Source organism: Arthrobacter sp. B3I9, from assembly GCF_030816935.1.
Lineage (GTDB): Bacteria > Actinomycetota > Actinomycetes > Actinomycetales > Micrococcaceae > Arthrobacter.
Window position 1 is genome coordinate 884807 of sequence record NZ_JAUSYO010000001.1, and the last position, 21680, is coordinate 906486.

At 67.8% G+C, this 21680-nt stretch carries 18 protein-coding genes and 1 pseudogene; 14 read left to right on the forward strand and 5 right to left on the reverse strand.

Annotated features, from left to right (window positions below; genetic code table 11):
- The first annotated feature begins 53 nt into the window (after window positions 1–53).
- From QFZ65_RS04155 to QFZ65_RS04165, 3 genes are all read left to right on the forward strand, one after another.
- Window positions 54–875 carry a DeoR/GlpR family DNA-binding transcription regulator gene (locus QFZ65_RS04155; protein ID WP_306908381.1) on the forward strand — a complete coding sequence of 274 codons (822 nt, stop codon included), beginning with the start codon at window positions 54–56 and terminating at the stop codon, window positions 873–875.
- A gap of 178 nt (window positions 876–1053) precedes the next feature.
- A complete protein-coding gene (locus tag QFZ65_RS04160; RefSeq protein ID WP_306908382.1) occupies window positions 1054–3447 on the forward strand; it encodes an excinuclease ABC subunit UvrA in 2394 nt (797 codons plus the stop codon).
- 103 nt (window positions 3448–3550) lie between these two features.
- Window positions 3551–4366: a GAF domain-containing protein gene (locus QFZ65_RS04165; protein ID WP_306908383.1), complete on the forward strand. Its 816-nt coding sequence runs from the start codon at window positions 3551–3553 to the stop codon at window positions 4364–4366.
- A 19-nt stretch (window positions 4367–4385) separates the two neighbouring features.
- Here QFZ65_RS04165 and QFZ65_RS04170 read toward each other — a convergent pair whose 3' ends face one another.
- Window positions 4386–4658, reverse strand: a complete 273-nt coding sequence (locus QFZ65_RS04170) for a hypothetical protein (RefSeq protein WP_306908384.1) — start codon at window positions 4656–4658, stop codon at window positions 4386–4388.
- A gap of 238 nt (window positions 4659–4896) precedes the next feature.
- Here QFZ65_RS04170 and QFZ65_RS04175 point away from each other — a divergent pair, with 238 nt between their 5' ends.
- Window positions 4897–5106, forward strand: a complete 210-nt coding sequence (locus QFZ65_RS04175; RefSeq protein ID WP_306908385.1) for a hypothetical protein — start codon at window positions 4897–4899, stop codon at window positions 5104–5106.
- 12 nt (window positions 5107–5118) lie between these two features.
- Here the strand turns inward: QFZ65_RS04175 and QFZ65_RS04180 are convergent, their stop codons facing one another.
- Both QFZ65_RS04180 and QFZ65_RS04185 read right to left on the reverse strand, forming a co-directional pair.
- Window positions 5119–6252 (reverse strand): glycosyltransferase family 9 protein, encoded by a 1134-nt coding sequence (locus QFZ65_RS04180; RefSeq protein ID WP_306908386.1) that lies wholly within the window; start codon window positions 6250–6252, stop codon window positions 5119–5121.
- A 186-nt stretch (window positions 6253–6438) separates the two neighbouring features.
- Window positions 6439–7407, reverse strand: coding sequence for a glycosyltransferase family 9 protein (locus QFZ65_RS04185; RefSeq protein ID WP_306908387.1), 969 nt, complete (start codon window positions 7405–7407; stop codon window positions 6439–6441).
- 103 nt (window positions 7408–7510) lie between these two features.
- Between QFZ65_RS04185 and QFZ65_RS04190 the strand changes: the two are divergent.
- From QFZ65_RS04190 to QFZ65_RS04205, 4 genes and pseudogenes are all read left to right on the forward strand, one after another.
- Window positions 7511–7850 (forward strand): annotated as a pseudogene (locus QFZ65_RS04190) (ArsR/SmtB family transcription factor).
- Window positions 7851–7870: 20 nt separating this feature from the next.
- Window positions 7871–8368: an SRPBCC domain-containing protein gene (locus QFZ65_RS04195; protein ID WP_306908388.1), complete on the forward strand. Its 498-nt coding sequence runs from the start codon at window positions 7871–7873 to the stop codon at window positions 8366–8368.
- A 222-nt stretch (window positions 8369–8590) separates the two neighbouring features.
- Window positions 8591–9751 (forward strand): aminotransferase class V-fold PLP-dependent enzyme, encoded by a 1161-nt coding sequence (locus QFZ65_RS04200; RefSeq protein ID WP_306908389.1) that lies wholly within the window; start codon window positions 8591–8593, stop codon window positions 9749–9751.
- Window positions 9752–9756: 5 nt separating this feature from the next.
- The gene (locus tag QFZ65_RS04205; protein WP_306908390.1) at window positions 9757–10530 is read left to right on the forward strand and encodes a DUF4386 family protein; all 774 of its coding nucleotides are present in this window, start codon (window positions 9757–9759) and stop codon (window positions 10528–10530) included.
- On the opposite strand, the gene QFZ65_RS04210 is transcribed toward QFZ65_RS04205, so the two are convergent.
- On the reverse strand, window positions 10527–11153 hold the full coding sequence (locus QFZ65_RS04210; RefSeq protein ID WP_306908391.1) for a DedA family protein: 627 nt from the start codon (window positions 11151–11153) through the stop codon (window positions 10527–10529). The genes QFZ65_RS04205 and QFZ65_RS04210 overlap by 4 nt on opposite strands.
- Window positions 11154–11247: 94 nt before the next feature.
- Here QFZ65_RS04210 and QFZ65_RS04215 point away from each other — a divergent pair, with 94 nt between their 5' ends.
- The 4 genes from QFZ65_RS04215 (at window position 11248) to QFZ65_RS04230 (ending at window position 18199) form a co-directional block, all read left to right on the forward strand.
- A complete protein-coding gene (locus QFZ65_RS04215; protein ID WP_306908392.1) occupies window positions 11248–13824 on the forward strand; it encodes a DUF4118 domain-containing protein in 2577 nt (858 codons plus the stop codon).
- Window positions 13799–14470: a response regulator gene (locus QFZ65_RS04220; RefSeq protein WP_306908393.1), complete on the forward strand. Its 672-nt coding sequence runs from the start codon at window positions 13799–13801 to the stop codon at window positions 14468–14470. The genes QFZ65_RS04215 and QFZ65_RS04220 overlap by 26 nt, the downstream gene beginning before the upstream one ends.
- A gap of 241 nt (window positions 14471–14711) precedes the next feature.
- Window positions 14712–16694: an amino acid transporter gene (locus QFZ65_RS04225; RefSeq protein WP_373427562.1), complete on the forward strand. Its 1983-nt coding sequence runs from the start codon at window positions 14712–14714 to the stop codon at window positions 16692–16694.
- 173 nt (window positions 16695–16867) lie between these two features.
- Complete coding sequence (locus QFZ65_RS04230; protein WP_306908395.1) at window positions 16868–18199, forward strand: TrkH family potassium uptake protein; 1332 nt, start codon at window positions 16868–16870, stop codon at window positions 18197–18199.
- 19 nt (window positions 18200–18218) lie between these two features.
- Here the strand turns inward: QFZ65_RS04230 and QFZ65_RS04235 are convergent, their stop codons facing one another.
- Window positions 18219–19040, reverse strand: coding sequence for a DeoR/GlpR family DNA-binding transcription regulator (locus QFZ65_RS04235; protein ID WP_306908396.1), 822 nt, complete (start codon window positions 19038–19040; stop codon window positions 18219–18221).
- Window positions 19041–19219: 179 nt separating this feature from the next.
- On the opposite strand from QFZ65_RS04235, the gene galT reads away from it, so the two are divergent.
- Together galT and galK are read left to right on the forward strand one after the other, a co-directional pair.
- Complete coding sequence (gene galT, locus QFZ65_RS04240) at window positions 19220–20386, forward strand: galactose-1-phosphate uridylyltransferase (protein WP_306908397.1); 1167 nt, start codon at window positions 19220–19222, stop codon at window positions 20384–20386.
- Window positions 20383–21555, forward strand: coding sequence for a galactokinase (gene galK / locus QFZ65_RS04245; RefSeq protein ID WP_306908398.1), 1173 nt, complete (start codon window positions 20383–20385; stop codon window positions 21553–21555). Before galT ends, galK begins: the two co-directional genes overlap by 4 nt.
- The last annotated feature ends 125 nt before the right edge of the window (window positions 21556–21680 follow it).

The following is a 21680-nucleotide window of genomic DNA, read 5'->3' on the forward strand; positions in this document are numbered from 1 at the left end:
AGCATCGAAGCAGCGGGAGGCCTTTACCTCCCACCGCGAGAAAGTTGTAACAGATGTCCGAGTCGGAGACCCCCCTCATACCCGACCAGCGACGCGAAGCCCTCATGCGCCTCCTGCACCAGCAGCCCGTGCTCAGCGTCCTGCAGCTGACGGACCTCCTCGGTGTCTCGCACATGACGGTACGGCGGGATATCGCTGCCCTTGAGCGCGAAGGCCGTGCGGTGTCCGTGCCGGGGGGCGTGCGGCTAGCCAGCGGTTTGCGGAGCGAACCAACCTTCCAGGAAAAAGCGACCACCGAACCCTCCCAGAAGCGGGCAATCGCGGCCCACGCGCGCTCGCTGCTCAGGAACGACATGACCGTCTACCTGGACGCCGGCACCACGACCGGTTCGCTGGTGGCCGAGCTGCAGGCCTTCACCGGGCTGAGCATCATCACCAACGATTTCTCCATCGTGGATCACCTGTATGGCGCCAGCAACATCGAAGTCATCCACATCGGGGGCCGGCTCGAGCACTCCAACCGCTCCAGCGTGGGCCGGCTCGCAGCGGAAACCCTTCGAAAGCTGAACATGGACCTGGCCTTCATCAGCACCAGCTCCTGGGATCTGCAGCGAGGAGTGACCACGCCCACCGAGGCCAAGGTGGACGTCAAGCTGGCGGCGATGGGCGCTGCCTCCACCGCTGTCCTCCTAGCCTCCAGCTCCAAATTCGGCACCTTCGGGATGTATGACGTTGCACCCCTGAACAGGTTCGACCGCATCATCACCGACTCCGGCCTGACAGACGCCGCCGCCCAAGGAATCCGCGACCTGGGGCTCGCCCTGGATGTTGTCGACATCGAAACAGCGGAAAGCCCGGCCGTCCTCGCCGGCTGATCGGCTGAAGCCCGGGCGTACCGCGCCGCCCGTTGCGCGTGGCCGTACCGCGCCGCCCGTTGCGTGCGGCCGTGCCCGTCAAGGAGAATCGGACCTGCTGTTCGAAGCTGGTTAGATGGAGCCAGCGATGCCGGCGGAAGCCGCGAAGGCGCGGTCCCGAGCAACAGATGGAGAGACGATGCCCACGATCACGACGGCGGACGACATGCTGCCGCCCGGGGCGCATGTTGCCGACACCCACGATTTGATCCGTGTGCAGGGCGCCCGGGAGAACAACCTCAAGGACGTCACCATCGAGATCCCCAAGCGGCGCCTGACGGTGTTCACCGGGGTGTCCGGCTCGGGCAAGAGCTCACTCGTGTTCGCGACCATCGCCGCTGAATCGCAGCGGATGATCAACGAAACCTACAGCGCCTTCGTGCAGGGCTTCATGCCGACGCTGGCACGGCCGGACGTGGACCTGCTTGAGGGCCTGACGACGGCGATCATCGTCGACCAGGAGCGGATGGGCGCGAACCCGCGCTCCACGGTCGGCACCGCCACTGACGCCAACGCGATGCTCCGGATCCTTTTCAGCCGGCTGGGAACGCCCTATGTCGGCCCGCCCACCGCCTTCTCCTTCAATGTCCCCACGCGCAAGGCCAGCGGGGTGATGAGCACCGAGAAGAGCGGCAGGGTGGAGAAAAGCGTTGTCCAGAACGCCGTCTACCTGGGCGGCATGTGTCCACGCTGCGAAGGCATGGGCTCGGTCTCCGACTTCGACCTCACTGCGCTGTTCGACGAGAGCAAGTCGCTCGCCGAGGGCGCCCTGACGGTCCCCGGGTACAGCATGGACGGCTGGTACGGGCGCATCTTCAGCGGCGCCGGCTTCAACATGGACAAGCCGATCGCGAAGTACACCAAGAAGGAAATGCAGGACCTGCTCTACAAGGAGCCGACCAAAATCAAGGTCGAGGGCATCAACCTCACCTACGAGGGCCTCATCCCGAAGATCCAGAAATCGATGCTCTCCAAGGACGTGGACGCCATGCAGCCCCACATCCGCGCCTTCGTGGAGCGCGCCATCACCTTCCAGGAATGCCCGGAGTGCGACGGCACGCGGCTGAGTCCGGAGGCCAGGTCCTCGAAGATCCAGGGCAAGAACATCGCCGACCTGTGCGAGATGCAGATCAGCGACCTGGCCGGGTGGGTCCGGGAGCTGGACGCACCCTCGGTCGCGCCGCTCCTGAAGGGCCTGCGGCACCTGCTCGACTCCTTCGCCGAGATCGGGCTTGGTTACCTTTCCCTTGACCGTCCGGCAGGAACACTGTCCGGAGGAGAAGCGCAGCGCACCAAGATGATCCGCCACCTCGGCTCCTCCCTGACCGACGTCACGTATGTCTTTGACGAGCCCACGATCGGACTTCACCCCCACGACATCGAGCGGATGAACAAGCTGCTGCTGCAGCTGCGGGACAAGGGCAACACGGTGCTGGTGGTGGAGCACAAGCCCGAGGCCATCGCCATAGCCGACCACGTGGTGGATCTCGGACCCGGCGCCGGCACCGGTGGCGGCACCGTCTGTTTCGAGGGCACCGTGGAGGGGCTGCGGGCCAGCGGCACCATCACCGGACGCCACCTCGATGACCGGGCGGCGCTGAAGGGCTCCGTGCGTCGGTCTGCGACCACATTGGAGATCCGCGGCGCCTCGACGCACAACCTGAAGGACGTCGACGTCGACGTTCCGCTTGGTGTGCTCTGCGTGGTCACCGGCGTGGCCGGTTCCGGAAAAAGCTCTCTGATCCACGGCTCGCTGGCCAAGCGTGACGGCGTAGTGGTGATCGACCAGGGGGCCATCAGGGGTTCACGCCGGAGCAACCCGGCAACGTACACCGGAGTGCTCGAGCCGATCCGGAAGGCGTTCGCGAAGGCCAACGGCGTCAAACCGGCACTGTTCAGCTCCAACTCCGAGGGCGCCTGCCCCACCTGCAACGGCGCGGGCGTCATCTTCACGGAACTGGGCGTCATGGCCACTGTCGAGTCCACCTGCGAGGACTGCGAGGGCCGGCGGTTCCAGGCCTCGGTGCTGGAGTACACGCTGGACGGCCGCAACATCGCCGAGGTGCTCGCGATGTCGGTGACCGAGGCCGAGGAGTTCTTTGCCGCAGGCGAGGCGCGCACGCCGGCGGCCCATAAGATCCTCGACCGGCTCGTCGACGTCGGGCTCGGCTACCTTACGCTCGGCCAGCCGCTCACCACGCTGTCCGGCGGCGAGCGGCAGCGCGTCAAGCTGGCCGCCCAGATGGCAGAGAAGGGTGATGTCTACGTCCTCGACGAACCGACCACGGGCCTTCACCTCGCCGACGTCGAAAACCTGCTGGGTTTGCTTGACCGGCTCGTGGACTCCGGCAAGTCGGTCATCGTGATCGAGCACCACCAGGCGGTCATGGCGCACGCCGACTGGATCATCGACCTCGGCCCGGGTGCCGGACACGACGGCGGGCGGATCGTTTTCGAGGGCACCCCGGCCGAGCTGGTTGCCGCCCGGTCCACCCTCACCGGCGAGCACCTCGCCGCTTACGTCGGCGCCTGACCGGAGCCCCTGTGGGGGCCTAGAGATCACTTGGGCCCCGGCCGTATGCTGTCCCTATCGGTCCAGCAGCGAGCCGTCGTGTTTCTGATCAAGAGCGTGAAACGTGACCCAGGAAATCTCAGCAGACAGCGCGCAGATGGCCGACGCCGCCGTCCGGGGGACACGTTTCGACAGCCAGGACATCGGGGTGTTCCTGCATGAGGCGATCAGTGAGTTCGTCAACGATCTCGGAGCACCGGGCAGAGGCATCAGCTGGGCCATCACGCTCCTGCGGGAAGAAGGAAGCACCACGCTCGCGGCCGGCAGCCCGGCTTCCGAATCCGTGGACCAGTTGCAGGCCGCGTTTGAGGACGGCCCGTCCCGCGCCGCCGCCCGCGCGGGGGAGTTCGTGCTCATCACGGACATGAGGCGCGAGCGCCGCTGGCCCGGATATGCCGCTGCGGCCGTAAACCTTGGAATCCAGTCCGCCTTGTCCGTGCCCCTGTCTCCCGCCGACGTGTTCCGGACCGCGTTTAACATGTATGCACCCCTGCCCCACCTCTTCACGAGCACGGACATCACCGCCGCCGTCAGGTTCGCGCGGCGCGCGTCCTGGACGCTGCGCCTGGTGGAACAGGCGGGACGGCAGGCTAAGAACGAAGAGGAACTGTCCTCGGCCCAGCTGTCCCGGGTCCTGGCGGCCATGGCGTTACGGACGCTGGTGCGCGAATACGGATTCAGCGTGGAGGAAGCGCTGGAGTACCTGCGGCGCGCTGCCGGCAACCTTCCGCAGCCTGAAGGCCAGGCCGTCCCTCTCAGCACGTGGGAATTCCGGCCGGCTACGCTGGACCCGCGGGGGAGCACCGCGGTTCCGCCAGCACGGGGAAGCAAGCCCCGGACTCCCGGCCGTGCCCGTCCCGCGCCCGAGAGGTCGGCTTGAGCCCTGACGCAGCGGCTGCTCAGTGGCCTACGGGAGTGGTGCCGAACATCAGGGTTTTGCGGCTCACGTCGTAGAAGACGGTATCCGCACCGGACAGGAGATCCTGCAGGTTGTCCGCATCATCGGCATCGATGGTCAGGACTTCCTCCCAGGCGCCTTCGTCCAGCACGAGCTGCAGTGTCCAGGTGCCGGGTCCTGCCGCGTCGCCGGCGATCCAGCTGAACTGGTAATGGCTGACCTGGCGGACCTTGATGCTGTCGTCGGTGATTGGCTGCTTCGGTGTGGGGCTCATGGTGTCATCCTTGCCGGCTGCAACCGCCGTGCAGCCTCGTCGCTGTCTGCTGTTTGGTGTCCGGTCTGCTGTCTGGCCGGATCTCTGTTCCGCCGCCCGGCAAGTACGGGTCCACCACCGGGACCATTAATGTAGCCCCGGGCCGCAAGCATGTAAATCGCATTCGGGTTCCAACGGGCACGCCAGGATGGCGCGCGCGGGCGTAAGATCACTGCCATCGACGAGGGAAGGAACGTCCATGGACAAGGACAACGCGGCTCCAGCGGAACAGGATCCGAACAACAGCGGTTCCGTCGGGACCGGAAGCACAATACCGAAATCGGCGGACGGCGTCTCGATCACCTCGACACCCGGCGGATCCAGCTTCGAGCCGGAAGAGGACGCCCCGGCCCTGGACAGCGAAGCGGACAGCGGAGCGGACAAGGGCGGGCCGGACAAGCAGCCCTGATCCCGGCGGAAGTCAGTTTCCGGAGGCCGTGAACAACCGGATGTCGGCCAGGACGTCCTCCGGGCGGATCGAGGCGAGCAGGGACGGGTCGTGGGGACAACGGACTGACGTGTATCCAACCTGGGTCAGATCGCTCCCGCACTCCGGGCAGTGGGTGGTCCAGGCCAGATGGGCCCGGTGCAGGCTTCGGCCCAGCGGACCGGCGTTGATCAGGTTGCCCACCCAGTAAAGGCCCACCGTCGGGGTGCCGAGCGCCTGGGCAAGGTGCCTTGGCCCGCTGTCGTTGCCCAGCAGCACGCTGCACCGCGTGAGCAAAGCGGCCAGGGTTCCAAGGTCGAGCTGCCCGGCCAGCGACGTGACCTCGCGCGAGCAGGCGGCATCGACAACTTGGGACGCCAGATCCTTGTCCTCAGCGGCCCCCACCACGATCACCCTGCATCCGTCCGCCACGCAAGCAGCCGCCACCTTCCCGAACAGCTCCGCCGGCCACCTCCGGCGGGGGTCCGATGCGCCCGGGTGAATGGCAACAATCGGGGACTTCCCTGGTCCGGCAAGCATCTCAGCCTGCGCCTCAAACTCCGGCAACGGCCTAAGCTCGGCTTCCAGCGCCACGGGGGGAGCGCCGACCAGCCCCGCCACTTCAAGGGCGCGCAACGGCTCGTGCTGGTAGTAAACGTAGGGAACGGAACGGTCCAGGTCCGCGGCGTCGGCGGTCCGGAGCCCTGCCGAGTAACGGGCCCCCAGCCGGAGCAGGAACGGATTGGAGAAGCGGCCGCCGCCGTGCAGCTGGATGGCCAGGTCAAACTTTTCCGAGACCATGGCGCTGATGAAGCGTTCGACGTCGGCCGGATCCTCAGGGCCCGGCCGCACCCCCTCGGCAAACGGCAAAACGCGTACGTCCTGTACCGGACCGTCGGTGCTGTTGAGCAGTTCCCGGTGCAGCGGGGTTCCCAGCAGTGTCACCGACGCCTGGGGATAGGCCGCCCTGAGTGCGGCAACCGCGGGGAGGGCGAACATGAGATCACCAAGTCCCCCGCCCCGGAGCACTGCAATCTTGGCGATGTCCGGGAGTTTCTCCAGGACCGGCCCCACGCCCCAGCCAACTACTTCGGCGCCGCTGAACTCCGCGGTGGTCTCGTCCATCATCTGATTCCCGTCTCCTGGTGCCGTACCCGGGCACGCCCGCGCCGGCCGCTCCACGGCGCCGGCCATGCCGCCGCCTGTACTTCACTCCCTACCCACAACGACGTCCCGAATCACGTCATGCCCCGGCACAGAAGCAAAGCGCGGCCCGGTCCAGGACCGCCCGTGCGAGCCGTGTCGCCGGCATCCTCACAGCAGGCCAAGGCCGCGGACCGCCGCCAGCACCTCGTGGACCTCGACGCCGAGAAGGGCGGGGTCAGGTTCTGCGGCGAAGGTGTCTCCGCGCCGCAGTTCCGCCTTCGTCAGCACGGCATGGGGTCCGGGCGGCGGACCCCAATGATCAGGCGAGGCCGGGCCGAAGAGCACCACGGAGGGACGCCGGTACGCCGTTGCCAGGTGCGCCGCACCGGTGTCGGCGGAGACAACCAGCCGGGAATCGGCGATGAGAGCCGCGAACGCGCTAAGGGACTGCCGTCCGGCCAGGACGGATTCCTCGCCGAGGCCCGCCAGGGCGGCAATCCGCACAGCTCGCGGCCGTTCTCCCGCGCTCCCCGTGAAGACCACCTCGTGCCCGGCCAGCACCAGGGCGGATGCCACCTGGGCGAAGCGCTCCTCGGGCCACAGGCGGCTTCCGTACGCGGCTCCGGGGTGGACCACGGTCGCGGACGGCCAGTCCGTCCGGGCGGCGGGCGGATTCAGCCTGAAATCACCGGAGTCGGCCTCGATGCCGTGCCATTGCAGCAGCCGCGCCCACCGCTGGCGCTCGTGGACGTCGTCGTCCCAGGGCGGGCCGGGCCGGTGGTCGGAGCCGTGCCCGATGACCCGGCGGGGCCGAAGGGCTTCGAGCCGCGAGTCGCTCTCCGGTCCGCGCCCGTGCAGGTTCACCGCGACGTCCACCTGGCCCGCCGGCAGCGCCAACGGAACGTCCAGCCCGTGGGTCGGCAGCAGTTCGTAACCGCCCACCAGGGTAAGTGCCTCGCGAAGCCAGTCCTGGGCGGCATAGAGAAGCCGATGCTGGGGGTAGGCCCGGCGCAGGGCATGCAGGGCCGGTACAGCCACAAGCAGGTCGCCGAGCTTCAGAGCCCGCAATACCAGCACCACCGGACGGCCGTCGTCGGATCCGAGCACTGAGCCGCCCCCGTTCTGGAGATACTCCACTCCTTGATCGAGGAGTGTAGTCCGAAGTGTGCGTACCCGGAACCGGGAGGCACCAGCGGCAGCCTATTGACACTCCACGGCCCTGCGCCTAACCTACAACCAAATGGTTGTAGATCAGGAAAGCGATGCCGGCACTGACCGCCTCTTCCGGGCGTTCGCCGATCCCACCCGCCGCGACATCGTGCGCCGGGTGGCGGTGGCGGAGTACTCGGTGACCGGCCTGGCTGCACTCTACGCCATGAGCTTTGCCGCCGTTCAAAAGCACGTGGCGGTGCCTGGAGCGCGCTTCGCTGGTCACCAAGGAGAAGCGCGGAAGGGAGCAAATCGTGCGGGGCAGTTCCGAAGGCCTACAGAGAGCCCGCCGCTTGCTCGACGAGTACGACGCGATCTGGCGGCAGCGTGCCGGGCGGATCGCAGACATCCTCACCGAAGAACCTCGCTAAAGAACAGGAAGGGTTGTGCAGTGACGGTTATCAGTTCCACCAAGAATCCCGAGGCGCTCAGCTTCACGCTCATTGCCGAGTTCGACGCCGGCGTCGAACGCGTCTGGCAGGTCTGGGAAGACCCGCGCCAGCTCGAACGCTGGTGGGGCCCGCCGTCGTGGCCGGCCACCTTCGAAAAGCACGAACTCACCCCCGGCGGGGAGGCCAGCTACTTCATGACCGGGCCGGACGGAGAAAAGGCCCGCGGCTGGTGGCGCATCACCGCAGTGCAGGCACCGAGCCACCTCGAGTTTGACGACGGATTCGCCGACGACGACGGCGCTCCGGTCGAGGCGATGGGCACCACCCATGCCACGGTCACGCTCGAGGCGATCGGAGACCGCACCAGGATGACCATCCTGTCCACGTTCGAGTCCGAAGAACAGCTCAACCAGATGGTCGAGATGGGCATGGAAGAGGGCATGAAGGAGGCCGCCGGGCAGATCGATGCCCTGCTGGCCCAGCCCTCCCTCACCTGACCCCGGGTCTCTAGCCGGCTGTCCGGTCCGGCGGGCAGCGAACGACGACGGCGGGAACCTCCCGCCGTCGTCGTTCCGCGTCCGCGGCGGGGCCTTGGGCCCCTTGTGCCCCGCCGGGGCGGGCGCGAGCATGGAAGCGTCGGCGGACCCATTACCGCGGGCGGCGCTGGCGCTCCACTCCCGGCGATCCAGTGGCCGGTGCTCCAGAGGAGGTGCGGCAGCATGTCCGAGAACGAAACTGACCGCGAGCCCGGACTCACGCCCCTGGTCAGCCCCGGGGACTTCGTCGGCCTTCCCGGGCTGTGCCACCTGGCGGCGGCAGGGGAGACCCCGATGCTCGCCTCCCAGGCCGTCCTGTTCAGCGACTTCATGTACGACAAAGGCCTGGGAATGGCGGGCCGGGAACGCATTTACGCCAAGGTGTTCCGGACGGCCGAGTCCCTGGCCGCACTTCTTGGGTGCCAGGCGTCGGAGCTCGGATTCCCCCAGAACGTGGCTCAGGCCATGAACATGGTGGCCCGCAGCGTGGACCTCCCGGGCGGAAACGTGGTGATGCCGCAGTGGGAATACCCCTCGGTCATGTATCCCTGGCTTACCGGAACGGAGCTTGAGGTCCGGCTCGTGCGGAGCCCTGACCGCCTGATGGATGCCCGCCGGTTCCGGGACACGGTGGACTCCCGCACCCGGGTGCTTGCCACCAGCCTCGTCTCCTACTACACCGGCGAGCTGATCGACCTCGCCGAATACCGGGACATCGCCGATTCCTGCGGGGCACTCCTGATAGTGGACATGTCCCAGGCCCTGGGCGTGGGCAACTTCGACATATCGCTGACCGACTTCGCTTTCGCGTGCGGCTACAAATGGGTGCTGGGCACGCACGGCGCCGGAATTGCCTACTGCAACACGGCGCGGCAACCCGACTGGCAGCCGCGGGAAACCGGCTGGACCTCCGCCGCGTGGGTGGACGCCGACGTCCGCGACACTTCCCTGACGCGGGCAAGGGACGGCCGGCGCTTCGAACTCGGCAATCCCGCGGCACTGTGTGTGCAGATCCTCGGAAACGGCATCGACTACCTGCGGAGCGCCGGCATCGACGGCATAGAGCGCCACGTCCGGGCGCTCACCGACGTGCTGTGGACGGAACTCGAGGCCCTCGGCATGCGCATGCTCACGCCGTCTGACCCCCGGAAGCGCCTGGGGATCGTCGCGTTCGAGGTGGAGGACGAGGCCCGCTGGCGGCGGGGACTGGAAACCCGCGAGATCCTTGCCTGGACAGGCGACAAACGGGTGCGGATCTCGCCGCACCTGTACAACGGGATGGGCGACGTCTGGCAGGCCATCGATGCTGTTGAGGCCATTCGGAACGTCGTGGGGAAAGGGTAGCGGCCATGACCAACGGCCCGGCGGACGACGGCGGGGCGCCGGGGAAGGCGCTTGTGGCCGCTCCGGCGCAGCATGCAGCGGATGGTCCCGCCCTGAGGCTGTCTGCAGGGCTCCTCGTGGCGGGCGTCGTGGTTTCCCTGCTGGCGGGGCTGTTCCACCCGGACTCAGCTCCGGCCAACGACCATGCCGCGGCCTTCGCCGGCTACGCCCGCAGCGACCTCTGGATCGGGGTCCACCTGGCCCAGTTCGTCGGCATGGCCTTGCTCATTGCGGGGCTGCTGGCCTTGTGGTTCGCGCTCAACATCCGGGAGGGCGCCATGGCCTGGGCTGCCCGCTTTGGCGCAGCCGCGGTGCTGGCGGCGTTGGCCCTCTACGGCGCGCTGCAGGCTGTGGACGGGGTGGCACTTAAACACGCTGTTGACGCCTGGGCCGCTGCGGGCGAGCCGGAGAAAACCATCCGGTTCGCCGCCGCCGAGGACGTCCGCTGGCTCGAATGGGGCCTGCGGAGTTACCAGAGCTTCCTGCTGGGCGTTGGCCTCGTCCTGTTCGGTACGGTCGTCGTGGCGACTGCGCGGGTGCCGCGGTTGATCGGCTGTCTGATGGGATTGTCCGGGCTCGCCTACCTTGTCCAATCGTGGATTCTCGGCACCCAGGGCTTCTCCGCCGCGAACGCGGTCCCCACGCTTGCGGGCATTGTCCTGATACTGGCCTGGACCGTCTGGCTGCTGATCCACTCGTGGCGCATGAAGGCCGGGCGGCGCGGGAAGCCGGGCACCTAGCGGCCGGGGCTCCCGGCCCGGCGCCTGCTGCGCGCCTTCCGGAACCGCCAGATGATCAGGGCAAGGATGCCCAGTACTCCGATCACGACGGCGATATCGCGCCCCGCTGCGCGCGCGACTGCCTCGTAGGAATTGCCGGCCAGGTAACCCAGCAGGACAAACCCTGAACCCCACACGATGCCTCCCGCGGCGTTGAAAGCAAGAAACCGGCGGTAGGGCATGCGTGCGGCCCCGGCCAAGGCAGGCACGACGGCCCGGAAAAACGCCATGAAGCGGCCGAGGAAAACCGCGGCCCCGCCTTTGCGGCGCAGCAGATCCTGCGCCGCCTCCAACTTGCTGCGCTTCTTCCGGAAGACCCGCAGGTCAAGGAGCCGGGGACCGGTATGTTTGCCGACCTCGTAACCCACAGAGTCGCCAGCTATGGCGCAAAGGACCACCAGGAGCAGCATCAGCCACAGGTCCGCGTTCCCGCGGCTGGCAATGACTCCGCCCAACACGGCAGCCGTCTCTCCTGGCAGGACGAACCCGACGAATAACGCGTCCTCCCCGAAGACCAGACAGGCCACGAGCACGTAGGCGAGGAGCGGCGGAACGTCCAGGAGACTGTCGAGGAAGTTGGTCATGCGCAAATTTTGCACCAGAGGGCCCCGGGCCTGAAGATCGGACCGATTCGGGGCAACAAATCCGGCGGCGCCGCCGAGGGATAAGAATAGAACCATGGCACGAGGCAATCTGCGAATATTCCTGGGAGCTGCACCCGGGGCCGGGAAGACCTTTGCCATGCTGGAAGAGGGGCACCGGCTCCAGCTGCAGGGATCGGACGTGGTCGTCGGCGCGGTGTCCGTCCGCGGCCGCGCCGAAACCGCGGCGCTCCTGCAGGGCCTGGAGCTTTGCCCTCTTCTGCCGGGCGGACCAGCGGACGCAACCGAGCTGGAGGTGGCCGCCGTCCTGGAACGGAACCCGGGGGTGGTCCTGGTCGACGATTACGCCAGCAGCCGGGGCTCCGGCCCCGGGGGTACCGGCCGCTGGAAGGACGTCGCCGTCCTCCTGGACGCCGGAATCGACGTGATTTCCACGCTGGACATCCGCGCGCTGCAGTCCCTCTCCGACGTCGTCCAAGGCATCACCGGCATACCCGCGGCGGAGACCGTGCCCGACTCGGCAGTGCGGGCAGCCGACCAGATTGAATTGGTGGACGCTTCCCCTGAGCTGCTACGCGAGCGCCTGGGCGAAGGCAAGATTTATCCCCGCCCCCAGGATGCAGACGCGGCCCTGGTCGGCGAGTTCCGGACCGGGCCGCTCGCAGCGTTGCGGGAGCTCGCCCTGCTGTGGCTGGCAGAGGGGATCGATGTAGGTCTGGCCGGGGATGCGGCCTTGAAAACCATCAGGGACAGCTGGCCGGCCCGCGAACGGATCGTCGTCGGTTTGAGCGGGCTGCCGGAGGGGCAGGCCCTTCTGCGTCGCGCCGCCAGGATGCTTTCGAACGCTGCGGGCGGAGAGCTGCATGCGGTCCATGTCCGCACCATCAGCGCGGGGAGCGAGCTGAGTGCCGGCAAGGAACTCGAGCTGCAGCGGAAGCTCACCGTCGAGGCCGGCGGCGTTTTCCATTCGGTCGGCGGGGAGGACACCGCCGTCGCCCTGCTGGAAGTCGCCCGCAATATCAACGCCACCCAGATTGTCCTGGGAACGCCCCGGCGACGGGCGCGGACACCCTTCCGGCGCGGGACCGTGGCCGGCGTCCTGCGCGCCGCGGACGGTCCCGATGTGCACGTCGTTCCCCGGGAGGCTTCCCCGGAAAGTCCGGGGGCCGGCCGCACGACGTCGCGGCTGGGCCGACGCCGGGAGTTGACTGGATTCGCGCTGGCGCTCGGCCTGCCGGTGGTGCTGCAGCTCGTTCTGGGCCTGGTGCCGAACCGGCACCTTTCCACGGACATGTTGATTCAGCTCACCGGAATCCTGGCGGCCGCCCTTGCCGGGGGACTGTGGCCCGCCGTCCTGGCGGCGGTGTTGGCAGGGCTGATCGTCAATTACGTCAGCGTCAGGCCCGTCGGCACCCTTTCGGTGATCGACCCGGAGAACGTGCTTGCGCTTCTGGTTTTCCTGCTGGTAGCCGTGTCCGTGTCCCTCGTGGTGGACCGGTCCGCCAGGCGCAGCAAGGAAGCCCGGCGCGCCGGTGCCGAAGCGTCCATCCTGGGTGAGCTGAGCCGCCGCGCGGTCGCTGAAGGCAACAGCGTCCCGGCAGTCCTGGAGCAGGTCCGGGAGTACTTCCAGGTGGCAGGGGCGGGCCTTTGGATCCGGCAGGAAACGCATCCCGGAACCTCCCGCTGGCAGCTCCGGGAATACTCGGGCGCCACCGGGCCTACGGAGATGTCGGAGGACGACGTCGTCGAACAACTGGACGAGAAGCGGGTTCTGGTCCTGGCGGGACGGGAGCTCGGCCAGGACCAAAGACGCCTGCTCAGTGCCTTCGGGTCCCATCTGCTGGCCATGCTGCAGCGCGAGGAGCTGACCGCCAGCCAAAGGGAAAACCTCCGCCTGGCTGAAGGCAACAAGATGCGCACCTCCATTCTCCGGGCTGTATCGCATGACCTGCGGACGCCGCTGGCCGGCATCAAACTGGCCGCCAGCAGCCTCCGGGACGGCAGCGTTTCGTTCACGGCGGCGGAACAGCAGGAACTGCTTGCCACGATCGAGTCGGGGGCAGACCGGCTGGACCGGCTGGTCAGCAACCTCCTGGACATGTCACGGATCACCGCAGACTCCGTCGCGCCCCTCATCGCTCCGGTTTACTGGGCGGACGTCATCTCGGAAGCGCTCCGCGGAACCGTATCGCAACGGATCCGCCTGCTTCTGCCTGACAACATGCCTCCGGTTGATGCGGATCCCGGAATGCTTGAGCGGGTGGTCGCCAACCTCGTGGAGAACGCCCTGAAATACGCGCCGGACTCCGACGTCGTGATTGCCGGAGCGGTGGGCGGTTCCGGCAGCTCACAGATCGGTGGTGTCCCCGCCAGCGAGCTGCGCGTGGTCGACCACGGCCGCGGCATCCCCGCGGATGAAGTGCTCGACATGTTCCGTCCGTTCCAACGCGCCGACGACACAACGCCCGGGACCGGCATCGGATTAGGACTGGCCGTGGCCAAAGGCTTCACCGAGGCCATGGGCGGGGCCTTGCTGGCCGAGCCGACGCCAGGCGGCGGCCTCACCATGGTGATCCGCCTGCCGCTTTCCACCGGGGCGGGGCCCATCACCAGCCAGAAAGGACACCATGCCGGCAGTGCTGATCGTCGATGACGAAGTCCAGATCCTTCGCGCCCTGCAGATCAACCTCAACGCCCGGGGTTACTCCACGGTTACAGCGTTCACCGGCCAGGAAGCACTTGAGCAGGCCACCCGCCACCCGGTGGACGTCGTCATCCTCGACCTGGGGCTGCCGGACCTGGACGGCGTCGAGGTCATCCGCCGGCTGCGCCGCTGGAGCGGCGTTCCGGTGGTTGTCCTTTCCGCCCGGCACGGCTCGGAGGACAAGATCCAAGCGCTGGACGCCGGTGCAGATGACTACGTCACCAAGCCGTTCGGAATGGACGAGCTGCTGGCGAGACTCCGGGCCGCACTGCGCCGCGGGACCTCGGGGGATGCGCCGGTGGTGGAAACCGCCGATTTTGTGGTGGACCTGGCCGCGAGGCGGGTCACGCAGCACGGTGCCGCCGTACGGCTCACGCCAACCGAATGGAACATCCTGGAACTGCTGGCCAGGAACAGCGGGGCTCTGGTAACGCATGAGCAGCTGCTCACCCACGTCTGGGGCCCGGCCTACGCCGGTGAAACCGCCTATCTGCGCGTCTACCTCGCCCAGCTGAGGAGGAAACTCGAGCCGGACCCGTCCAATCCCCGCCATCTGCTGACTGAGACCGGGCTGGGTTACCGCTTCCAGGAGTGACACGGCCTGGCGGCGGGCTGCCGGGCCGGCAGGTGCGCCAGCACCGACAATGAACGGCGTTAAGAAAGCGTTAAGATCCCCGGATTGCCGGGGTGGCAGCGCCGGGACTCGGCTAGGCTCCGTTGGTTAGATTCCTGAGCGCTCGGTTCCTGAAGGCCCGCGTAACCCGCGGCCGCCAAGGTCCGCGCCGGGGAGTGGGATCGCCCTGGGCCCGCTTCCTGCAGTACAGAAAGACACGTCGTTGACCGCATCTGCCCAATTCTCGATCCCAGCCAGCGTTCCAACCCCGGAACGCCCCGTTGAACCCGGCAACTCGCTGGTTAGGTGGCTTCTGGAACATCGGGTGCACCCGCCGGTGGGCCCGGAAGCGGCCGAAGACACCGCGCACCAGCAGAGCTGGTGGAAGGTCATGTGCCTGACAGGGGTGGACTACTTTTCCACGCTGTCCTACCTGCCCGGCATCGCCGCGCTCGCCGCCGGGGCGCTTTCCCCGCTCGCGACCCTGCTCATCGTGTTACTTACCCTGCTGGGCATGCTGCCGATGTACCGGCGGGTGGCGAAGGAAAGCCCTCACGGGCAGGGATCAGTCGCGATGCTGGAAAACCTGCTGCCGTTCTGGCGCGGGAAGGTCTTTGTCCTGGTCCTGCTCGGCTTCGTCGCCACGTCCTGGATCATCACCATCACCTTGTCCGGGGCGGACGCCACCGTCCACCTGCTGGAAAACCCCTACCTGCCGCCATTCCTGGAAGGCCAGGCCGTGGCCATCACGGTGGTGCTCCTGCTGATCCTTGGCGGCGTTTTCCTGCTCGGCTTCACCGAGGCCGTCGCCGTCGCGATTCCGCTGGTGGCCGTGTTCCTCCTGTTGAACGCCGTCATCATCGGCGTAGGCATTGTCGACGTCTTCAGCACGCCGGGGGCTCTATCCACCTGGACGGCATCCCTTACCTCATCCGGAGGCGGCTTCGGCGGCATTTTCGGGCCGGCACTGATGGCGTTCCCCCTGCTGGTCCTCGGCCTGTCCGGATTCGAAACCGGTGTCAGCATGATGCCCCTCGTCGCAGCCAAGGGTGCCACGCCGGAGGAGCGGCTTGAATCCCGGACCAGGAACACCCGCAAGCTCCTCACCACGGCCGCGCTGATCATGAGCGTCTACCTGCTCGGCAGCAGCTTCGTCACCACGGTGCTGATTCCTGCCGACGCGTTCCACGAGGGCGGCCCGGCCAACGGACGGGCCCTGGCCTACCTGGCCCATGAGCGCTTGGGTAACGGCTTCGGCTCGGTGTACGACGTGAGCAGCATCCTGATTCTCTGGTTCGCCGGCGCCTCCGCGATGGCCGGGCTAATCAACATTGTTCCCCGGTACCTGCCTTCCTACGGCATGGCCCCGGAGTGGTCCCGCGCAATCCGCCCGGTGGTCCTCGTTTACACCGCCATCAGCATCCTCATCACGGTCGGCTTCAAAGCCGACGTCAATGCCCAGGCCGGAGCCTATGCCACCGGCATCCTGTTCATGATGGTCTCCGGTGCCATCGCCGTCACCATCTCGGCCGCCCGCCGGAAAAAGCGCGGGGCCGCCGTCGGATTCGCCGTCCTGACCGCGGTGCTGCTCTATGCCCTCGCCGAGAACGTCATTGAAAAGCCTGAGGGCATCGCAATCTCCGGCTTCTTCATCCTGGGAATCGTGGTTATCTCCCTCGTCTCGCGGGTCAGCCGGACCACCGAACTGCGGGTCGACAGGATCGAGTTCGATGACAACGCCCGGCGCTTCATCACGGACACGCTCGAGTATGACGGCCGTATCAACCTCATCGCCAACCGCCCGCAGGCCAGGGACGTTGCGGAATATGCGGGCAAGGAAAGCAGCCAGCGGGAAACCAATCCGGTTCCGGGCACGGCGGACGTCATGTTCCTGGAAATCGATGTCACCGATCCCTCCGGTTTCAGCGACACCCTCGAAGTCAAAGGTGTCGAGGTCGGCGGGCACCGCATCCTCCGTGCGGAGAGCCCCGCCGCCCCGAACGCCATCGCCGCCATCCTCCTCGCCCTGCGGAATGCCACCGGCGTGCGCCCGCACGCCTACTTTGAATGGTCCGAAGGCAATCCCCTGGCGCACCTGATGCGTTACTTGCTGCTCGGCCGCGGGGACACTGCACCGGTGGTCCGCGAAATCATCCGGGAGAACGAGCCGAACCCGGAGTGGCGGCCCGGCATCCATGTCGGGTGAACGTCGAAAGGAGCACGGTGTCGTCCGGGAACGGCGCTAGACTCCGCGGCCGGATGCCCGCCGCCAGGTCGGTGCTGACAGATTCGCCGAAGAAGGTTCCTCAGCCGAAGGTGTCACCGGGGAAGGGGCGGCCGCGGCAGGGCGAGCCTCCCGCGGCCCGCCCGGAGAGCGCCATGAGGCGCGCCCTGTATCACCCTGTGCGTTCCGTGCCGCTGGCCTTCCTCGCCGTGATCGTCGTCGGGGCGGGGCTGCTGATGCTTCCCATTGCCCGGGCCGGCGGCGGCGGGGATGTCCTGATGCCCGCGCTTTTCACCTCCGTTTCGGCCGTCTGTGTCACCGGCCTGATTACGGTGGACACGGCCACGTTTTGGACCCCCTTCGGTCAGGGCGTCATCCTGCTGCTCATCCAGGCGGGCGGGTTCGGAATCATGACCCTCGCCACACTCCTTGCGCTGCTCGTACGCAAGAGCATCGGCCTCCGCGGCCAGCTCGTCGTCCAGTCCGAGACCCACACCCTGAACCTGGGCGACGTGCGGTCCGTGCTGTTCCGCGTCGCCAGGATCATGGTCTTTTTCGAGGCCGCCACCGCGGCGCTTTTGACGGCCCGGTTCTGGATCGCCTACGACCACAACCCGGCCGCGGCGCTCTGGCACGGAACGTTCCACGCGGTATCGGCCTTCAACAATGCGGGCTTCTCGTTGTACAGCGACAACCTCATCGGCCTGGCGGAGGACCCGTGGATTATCGTGCCGATCTGCGCAGCAATCATCGCAGGAGGACTGGGTTTTCCGGTGATCATCCAGCTCTTCCGGGGCGGCATCCGCGTGCGGAACTGGAGCGTGCACCTTCGCCTCACCATCTGGGGGACCCTGCTTCTCCTGGTGGCCGGCATTGCGCTGGTGGGGGCGTTCGAGTGGAACCGGCACGAGACGCTAGGGCCGCTGACGTTGACCGGCAAGGTCCTGGGGTCCCTCGCCGGCGGCGTCTTCCCCCGCACCGCGGGATTCAACAGCTTCGACTACGGGGCCGCAGCACCGGAAACGCTCATGGTCACCAACATCCTGATGTTCATCGGCGGTGGCAGTGCAGGTACTGCGGGCGGCATCAAGATCACAACCTTCCTGGTGCTCGCGTTCGCTATCTGGAACGAGGTCCGGGGCAGCGACGAGGTCACCGTCGCGCACCGCTCCATCAGTGCCTCGACGCAACGCCAGGCGCTGTCCGTGGCGCTGCTCGGCGTCGCCGCTGTGGTCGGCGGCACGCTGCTGCTGCTCCTGCTTACCGATTACGGCCTTGAAAAGGTCCTGTTCGAGTCCATTTCCGCGTTCGCCACCGTCGGGATGAGCACGGGCATCACCTTCCACCTCCCACCGGCCGCGCAATGGGTGCTGATGGCGTTGATGTTCACGGGCCGGATCGGAACCGTGACAGTGGCGTCCGCGCTGGCCCTTTCGTCCCACCCCCGTTTGTTCCGGCTTCCCGAGGAACGTCCGATCATCGGTTAGGCGCGTCCGCCGGAACCTGTCAGGCCTTCGTGGAGGCTGCCGGAGCACCTGCCGGTGCACCCGCCGGTGCGCCCGCCCGCGCGAGCCGCAGCCGGCCCACCCGCTCGCTGAGGATCCGCCGGGCCTCACCGGGCAGCCCCTCGTCGCTGATGAGCTCGTCGGCTTCCTCCAGGCCGGCGATGGTGCTGATGCCGAAGGTTCCCCACTTTGTGTGGTCCGCCAGCACCACCACCCGGCGGGCTGCGGCCACAAAGGCCCGGTCCGTCTCAGCTTCCAGCACGTTGGGCGTGGTGAAGCCGGCGTCGGGATCCACGCCGTGGACGCCGAGGAAGAGCACGTCCAGGTGCAGCTGCTTCAGCGCAGAGGTGGCCAGCGGGCCCACCAGGGCATCCGACGGCGTCCGTTCACCGCCGGTGAGGATCACCGCTGACTGGGCGGAGCCCTGGTGGAAGACGTCTGCAATCCGCATCGAATTGGTGACAACGGTGATCCGGGGCCCGGCGGACAGCAGCCGGGCCAGCGCCCAGGTAGTGGTGCCGGCGCTGAGGCCCACCGCCATGCCCTCGCGCACCTGGGCCGCCGCTTCGTGCGCGATCGCCTCCTTCTCCTCAAGCAACTGCGTCGCCTTCAGCTCGAAACCCGGCTCATGCGTGCTCGCGCCGCCCGGCAGCTTCGCTCCGCCGTGGATCTTCTCCAGCGCGCCGGCGGCGTCCAGCGCGTCGATGTCGCGCCGGACGGTCATCAGCGAGACACCGAGCATCTGCGCGAGGTCCGCGACACGGACAATACGCTCGCGCTGCACTTCGGCAATAATGGCGGACTGGCGGGCTGCGGCTAGCATGCGGCGTCCTTCCTATGGTTTTGGCAACGGAACGGGGTGAGCGGGCGAATGGCTGCGGGAAGGGCCCGGCGGCGGCAAGGGCGGCTCCCTGATGCCCATCCTAATCTTCTGTCGCCGTCGTCTATCCGCCCCATTGTGCTCTATTGTTCGAAAATGTTTTATCGTGTACTAATTAGACCATGACACGAACCACGACGACCAGGCTGGCGGACGGCCGGGAGATCCTTTACTTCGACGACGCCGGGAGGGCCAAGCGCCCGGCGGAATCATTGGTGGACCACCGGGAGCTGCCCGCCCGCCCCGAGCCGGGCCAGCTGCGCTTCGATGCGCTCAGCCGGGAATGGGTGGCCGTCGCCGCGCACCGGCAGACACGCACCCACCTGCCGCCGGCGGACCAGTGCCCCATCTGCCCGACGACGGCGGCCAACCAGACCGAGGTTCCCGCGCCGGACTACGACGTGGCCGTCTTCGAGAACCGTTTCCCGTCGCTCGGGCCGGACACGAACGCGATCCCTGCCGCCCCGGTCTGGGGGACAACCGCCCCGGCCGTGGGGCGCTGCGAGGTGGTGGCCTTCACCCCGGAGCACACCGGATCCTTTGCCGACCTGGGCTGGCGGCGCGCGCGGACGGTGGTGGACGCCTGGGCCCACAGGACCGAGGCGCTCAGCGCCCTGCCCGGTATCCAGCAGGTCTTTCCATTCGAAAACCGCGGCCCGGAAATCGGGGTCACCCTGCACCACCCGCATGGGCAAATCTACGCCTACCCCTACGTGACGCCCCGCGCCGCAGCGCTGGCCGCCGCCGCCGGCCAGTATTTCGCCAACTCGGACGGCACCGCGACGCTCGCCGCATCCCTTCTGCAGGCCGAACGCAGCGACGGCAGCCGCATGGTCCTCGAAGGCGAACACTTCAGCGCGTACGTCCCCTTCGCCGCCCGCTGGCCATTGGAGGTCCATCTCGTACCGCACCGCCAGGTCCCGGACCTGGCCGCCCTGGACGGAGAGGAACGCGATGAACTGGCCGGGCTCTACCCGGAACTCCTGCGGCGTTTCGACGCCGTGTACCCGACGCCCACCCCGTACATCGCAGCCTGGCACCAGGCGCCGCTGGACCCCGCCATGCGCCGCGCCGGTCAGCTGCACCTCCAGCTGACCTCGCCGCGCCGCGCCGCAGACAAGCTCAAGTACCTGGCCGGCTCGGAAGCCGCCATGGGCGCGTTCATCAACGACACCACCCCCGAATCCGTCGCAGCCCGGCTGCGCGAAGTGGCCGGGGAGGCGGCCGGCGTCGGCACCGCTGCCCTCAGCAGCCCGGCCCCGATGAGCCCGGAAGGCGCCCCCGCATGAACACCACCGCGCGCACCGGCGCCCCGGCCGGCAACCTGGCGGACCGCTTTCACGCCACCTTCGGAGCTGCCCCGGACGGAATCTGGGCCGCTCCTGGCCGGGTGAACCTGATCGGCGAGCACACCGACTACAACGAGGGCTTCGTGTTGCCCTTCGCCATCGACAAGCGGGCGACGACGGCGCTCCGCCTCCGCGCGGACCACACCGTCCGGTTGCTGTCCACCTTTGGCGATCAGGGCCTCGTCGAGGCCGATGCTGCCGCCCTGGTACCGGGAACCGTCAAAGGCTGGGCCAAGTACCCGCTGGGCGTGGTCTGGGCCCTGCAGCGGCACGGCGTCGAGGTTTCCGGTTTCGACCTCCTGCTCGACTCCGACGTGCCGCTCGGTGCCGGGCTGTCCTCCTCCCATGCGATCGAATGTGCCGTCATCACCGCCCTCAACGAACTCACCAGAGCAAGGCTTTCCGCCGAGGACATGGTGCGGCTGACCCAGCGCGCGGAAAACGTCTTCGTGGGAGCTCCCACCGGAATCATGGACCAATCGGCGTCGCTGCGCGGAGCTGCCGGGCAGGCCGTCTTCCTGGACTGCCGCGACCAGGCCGTGCAACTCGTCCCGTTCGATGCGCGGGAGGCCGGGCTGGTGCTGCTCGTTATCGACACGAAGGTCTCGCACTCCCACGCCGACGGCGGGTACGCCTCCCGCCGCGCCTCGTGCGAGCTCGGCGCCGAGGTCCTCGGCGTTCCGGCCCTGCGCGATGTCGCCGTCGCGGACCTTGAGGAGGCTGCGGGGCTACTTGATCCGGAGACCTTCCGGCGGGTCCGACACGTGGTGACGGAGAACGACCGCGTGCTGCAGACGGTGGAGGCCCTCCGCGCCCAGGGCCCGGCGCACATCGGCCGGTTCCTGGATGCCAGCCACGCCTCCATGCGCGACGACTTCGAGATTTCCTGCCCGGAGCTCGACCTCGCCGTGGACACGGCCCGCGCGCACGGAGCCATCGGTGCCCGCATGACTGGCGGAGGCTTCGGCGGGTCGGCCGTCGCCCTGACCCCGGTGGACGACGAGCAACAGGTGCGCGCCGCCGTCGTCCGCGCATTTACCGAGGCGGGATTCACCCGGCCGGATATCTTCACCGTCACGCCGGCGCCCGGAGCGGAACGCATCTCCTGACGTCCATTCCTCCCCGCCTGCCATCCATTGCTCCGTAACCGCCCTTTTGACCCCTCAAAACGGCGGTTTGGGCCCACGCCGGCAGGGTTCCCTGGACGAGCTTGCGAGGCGAGGGGGCCGGTGGG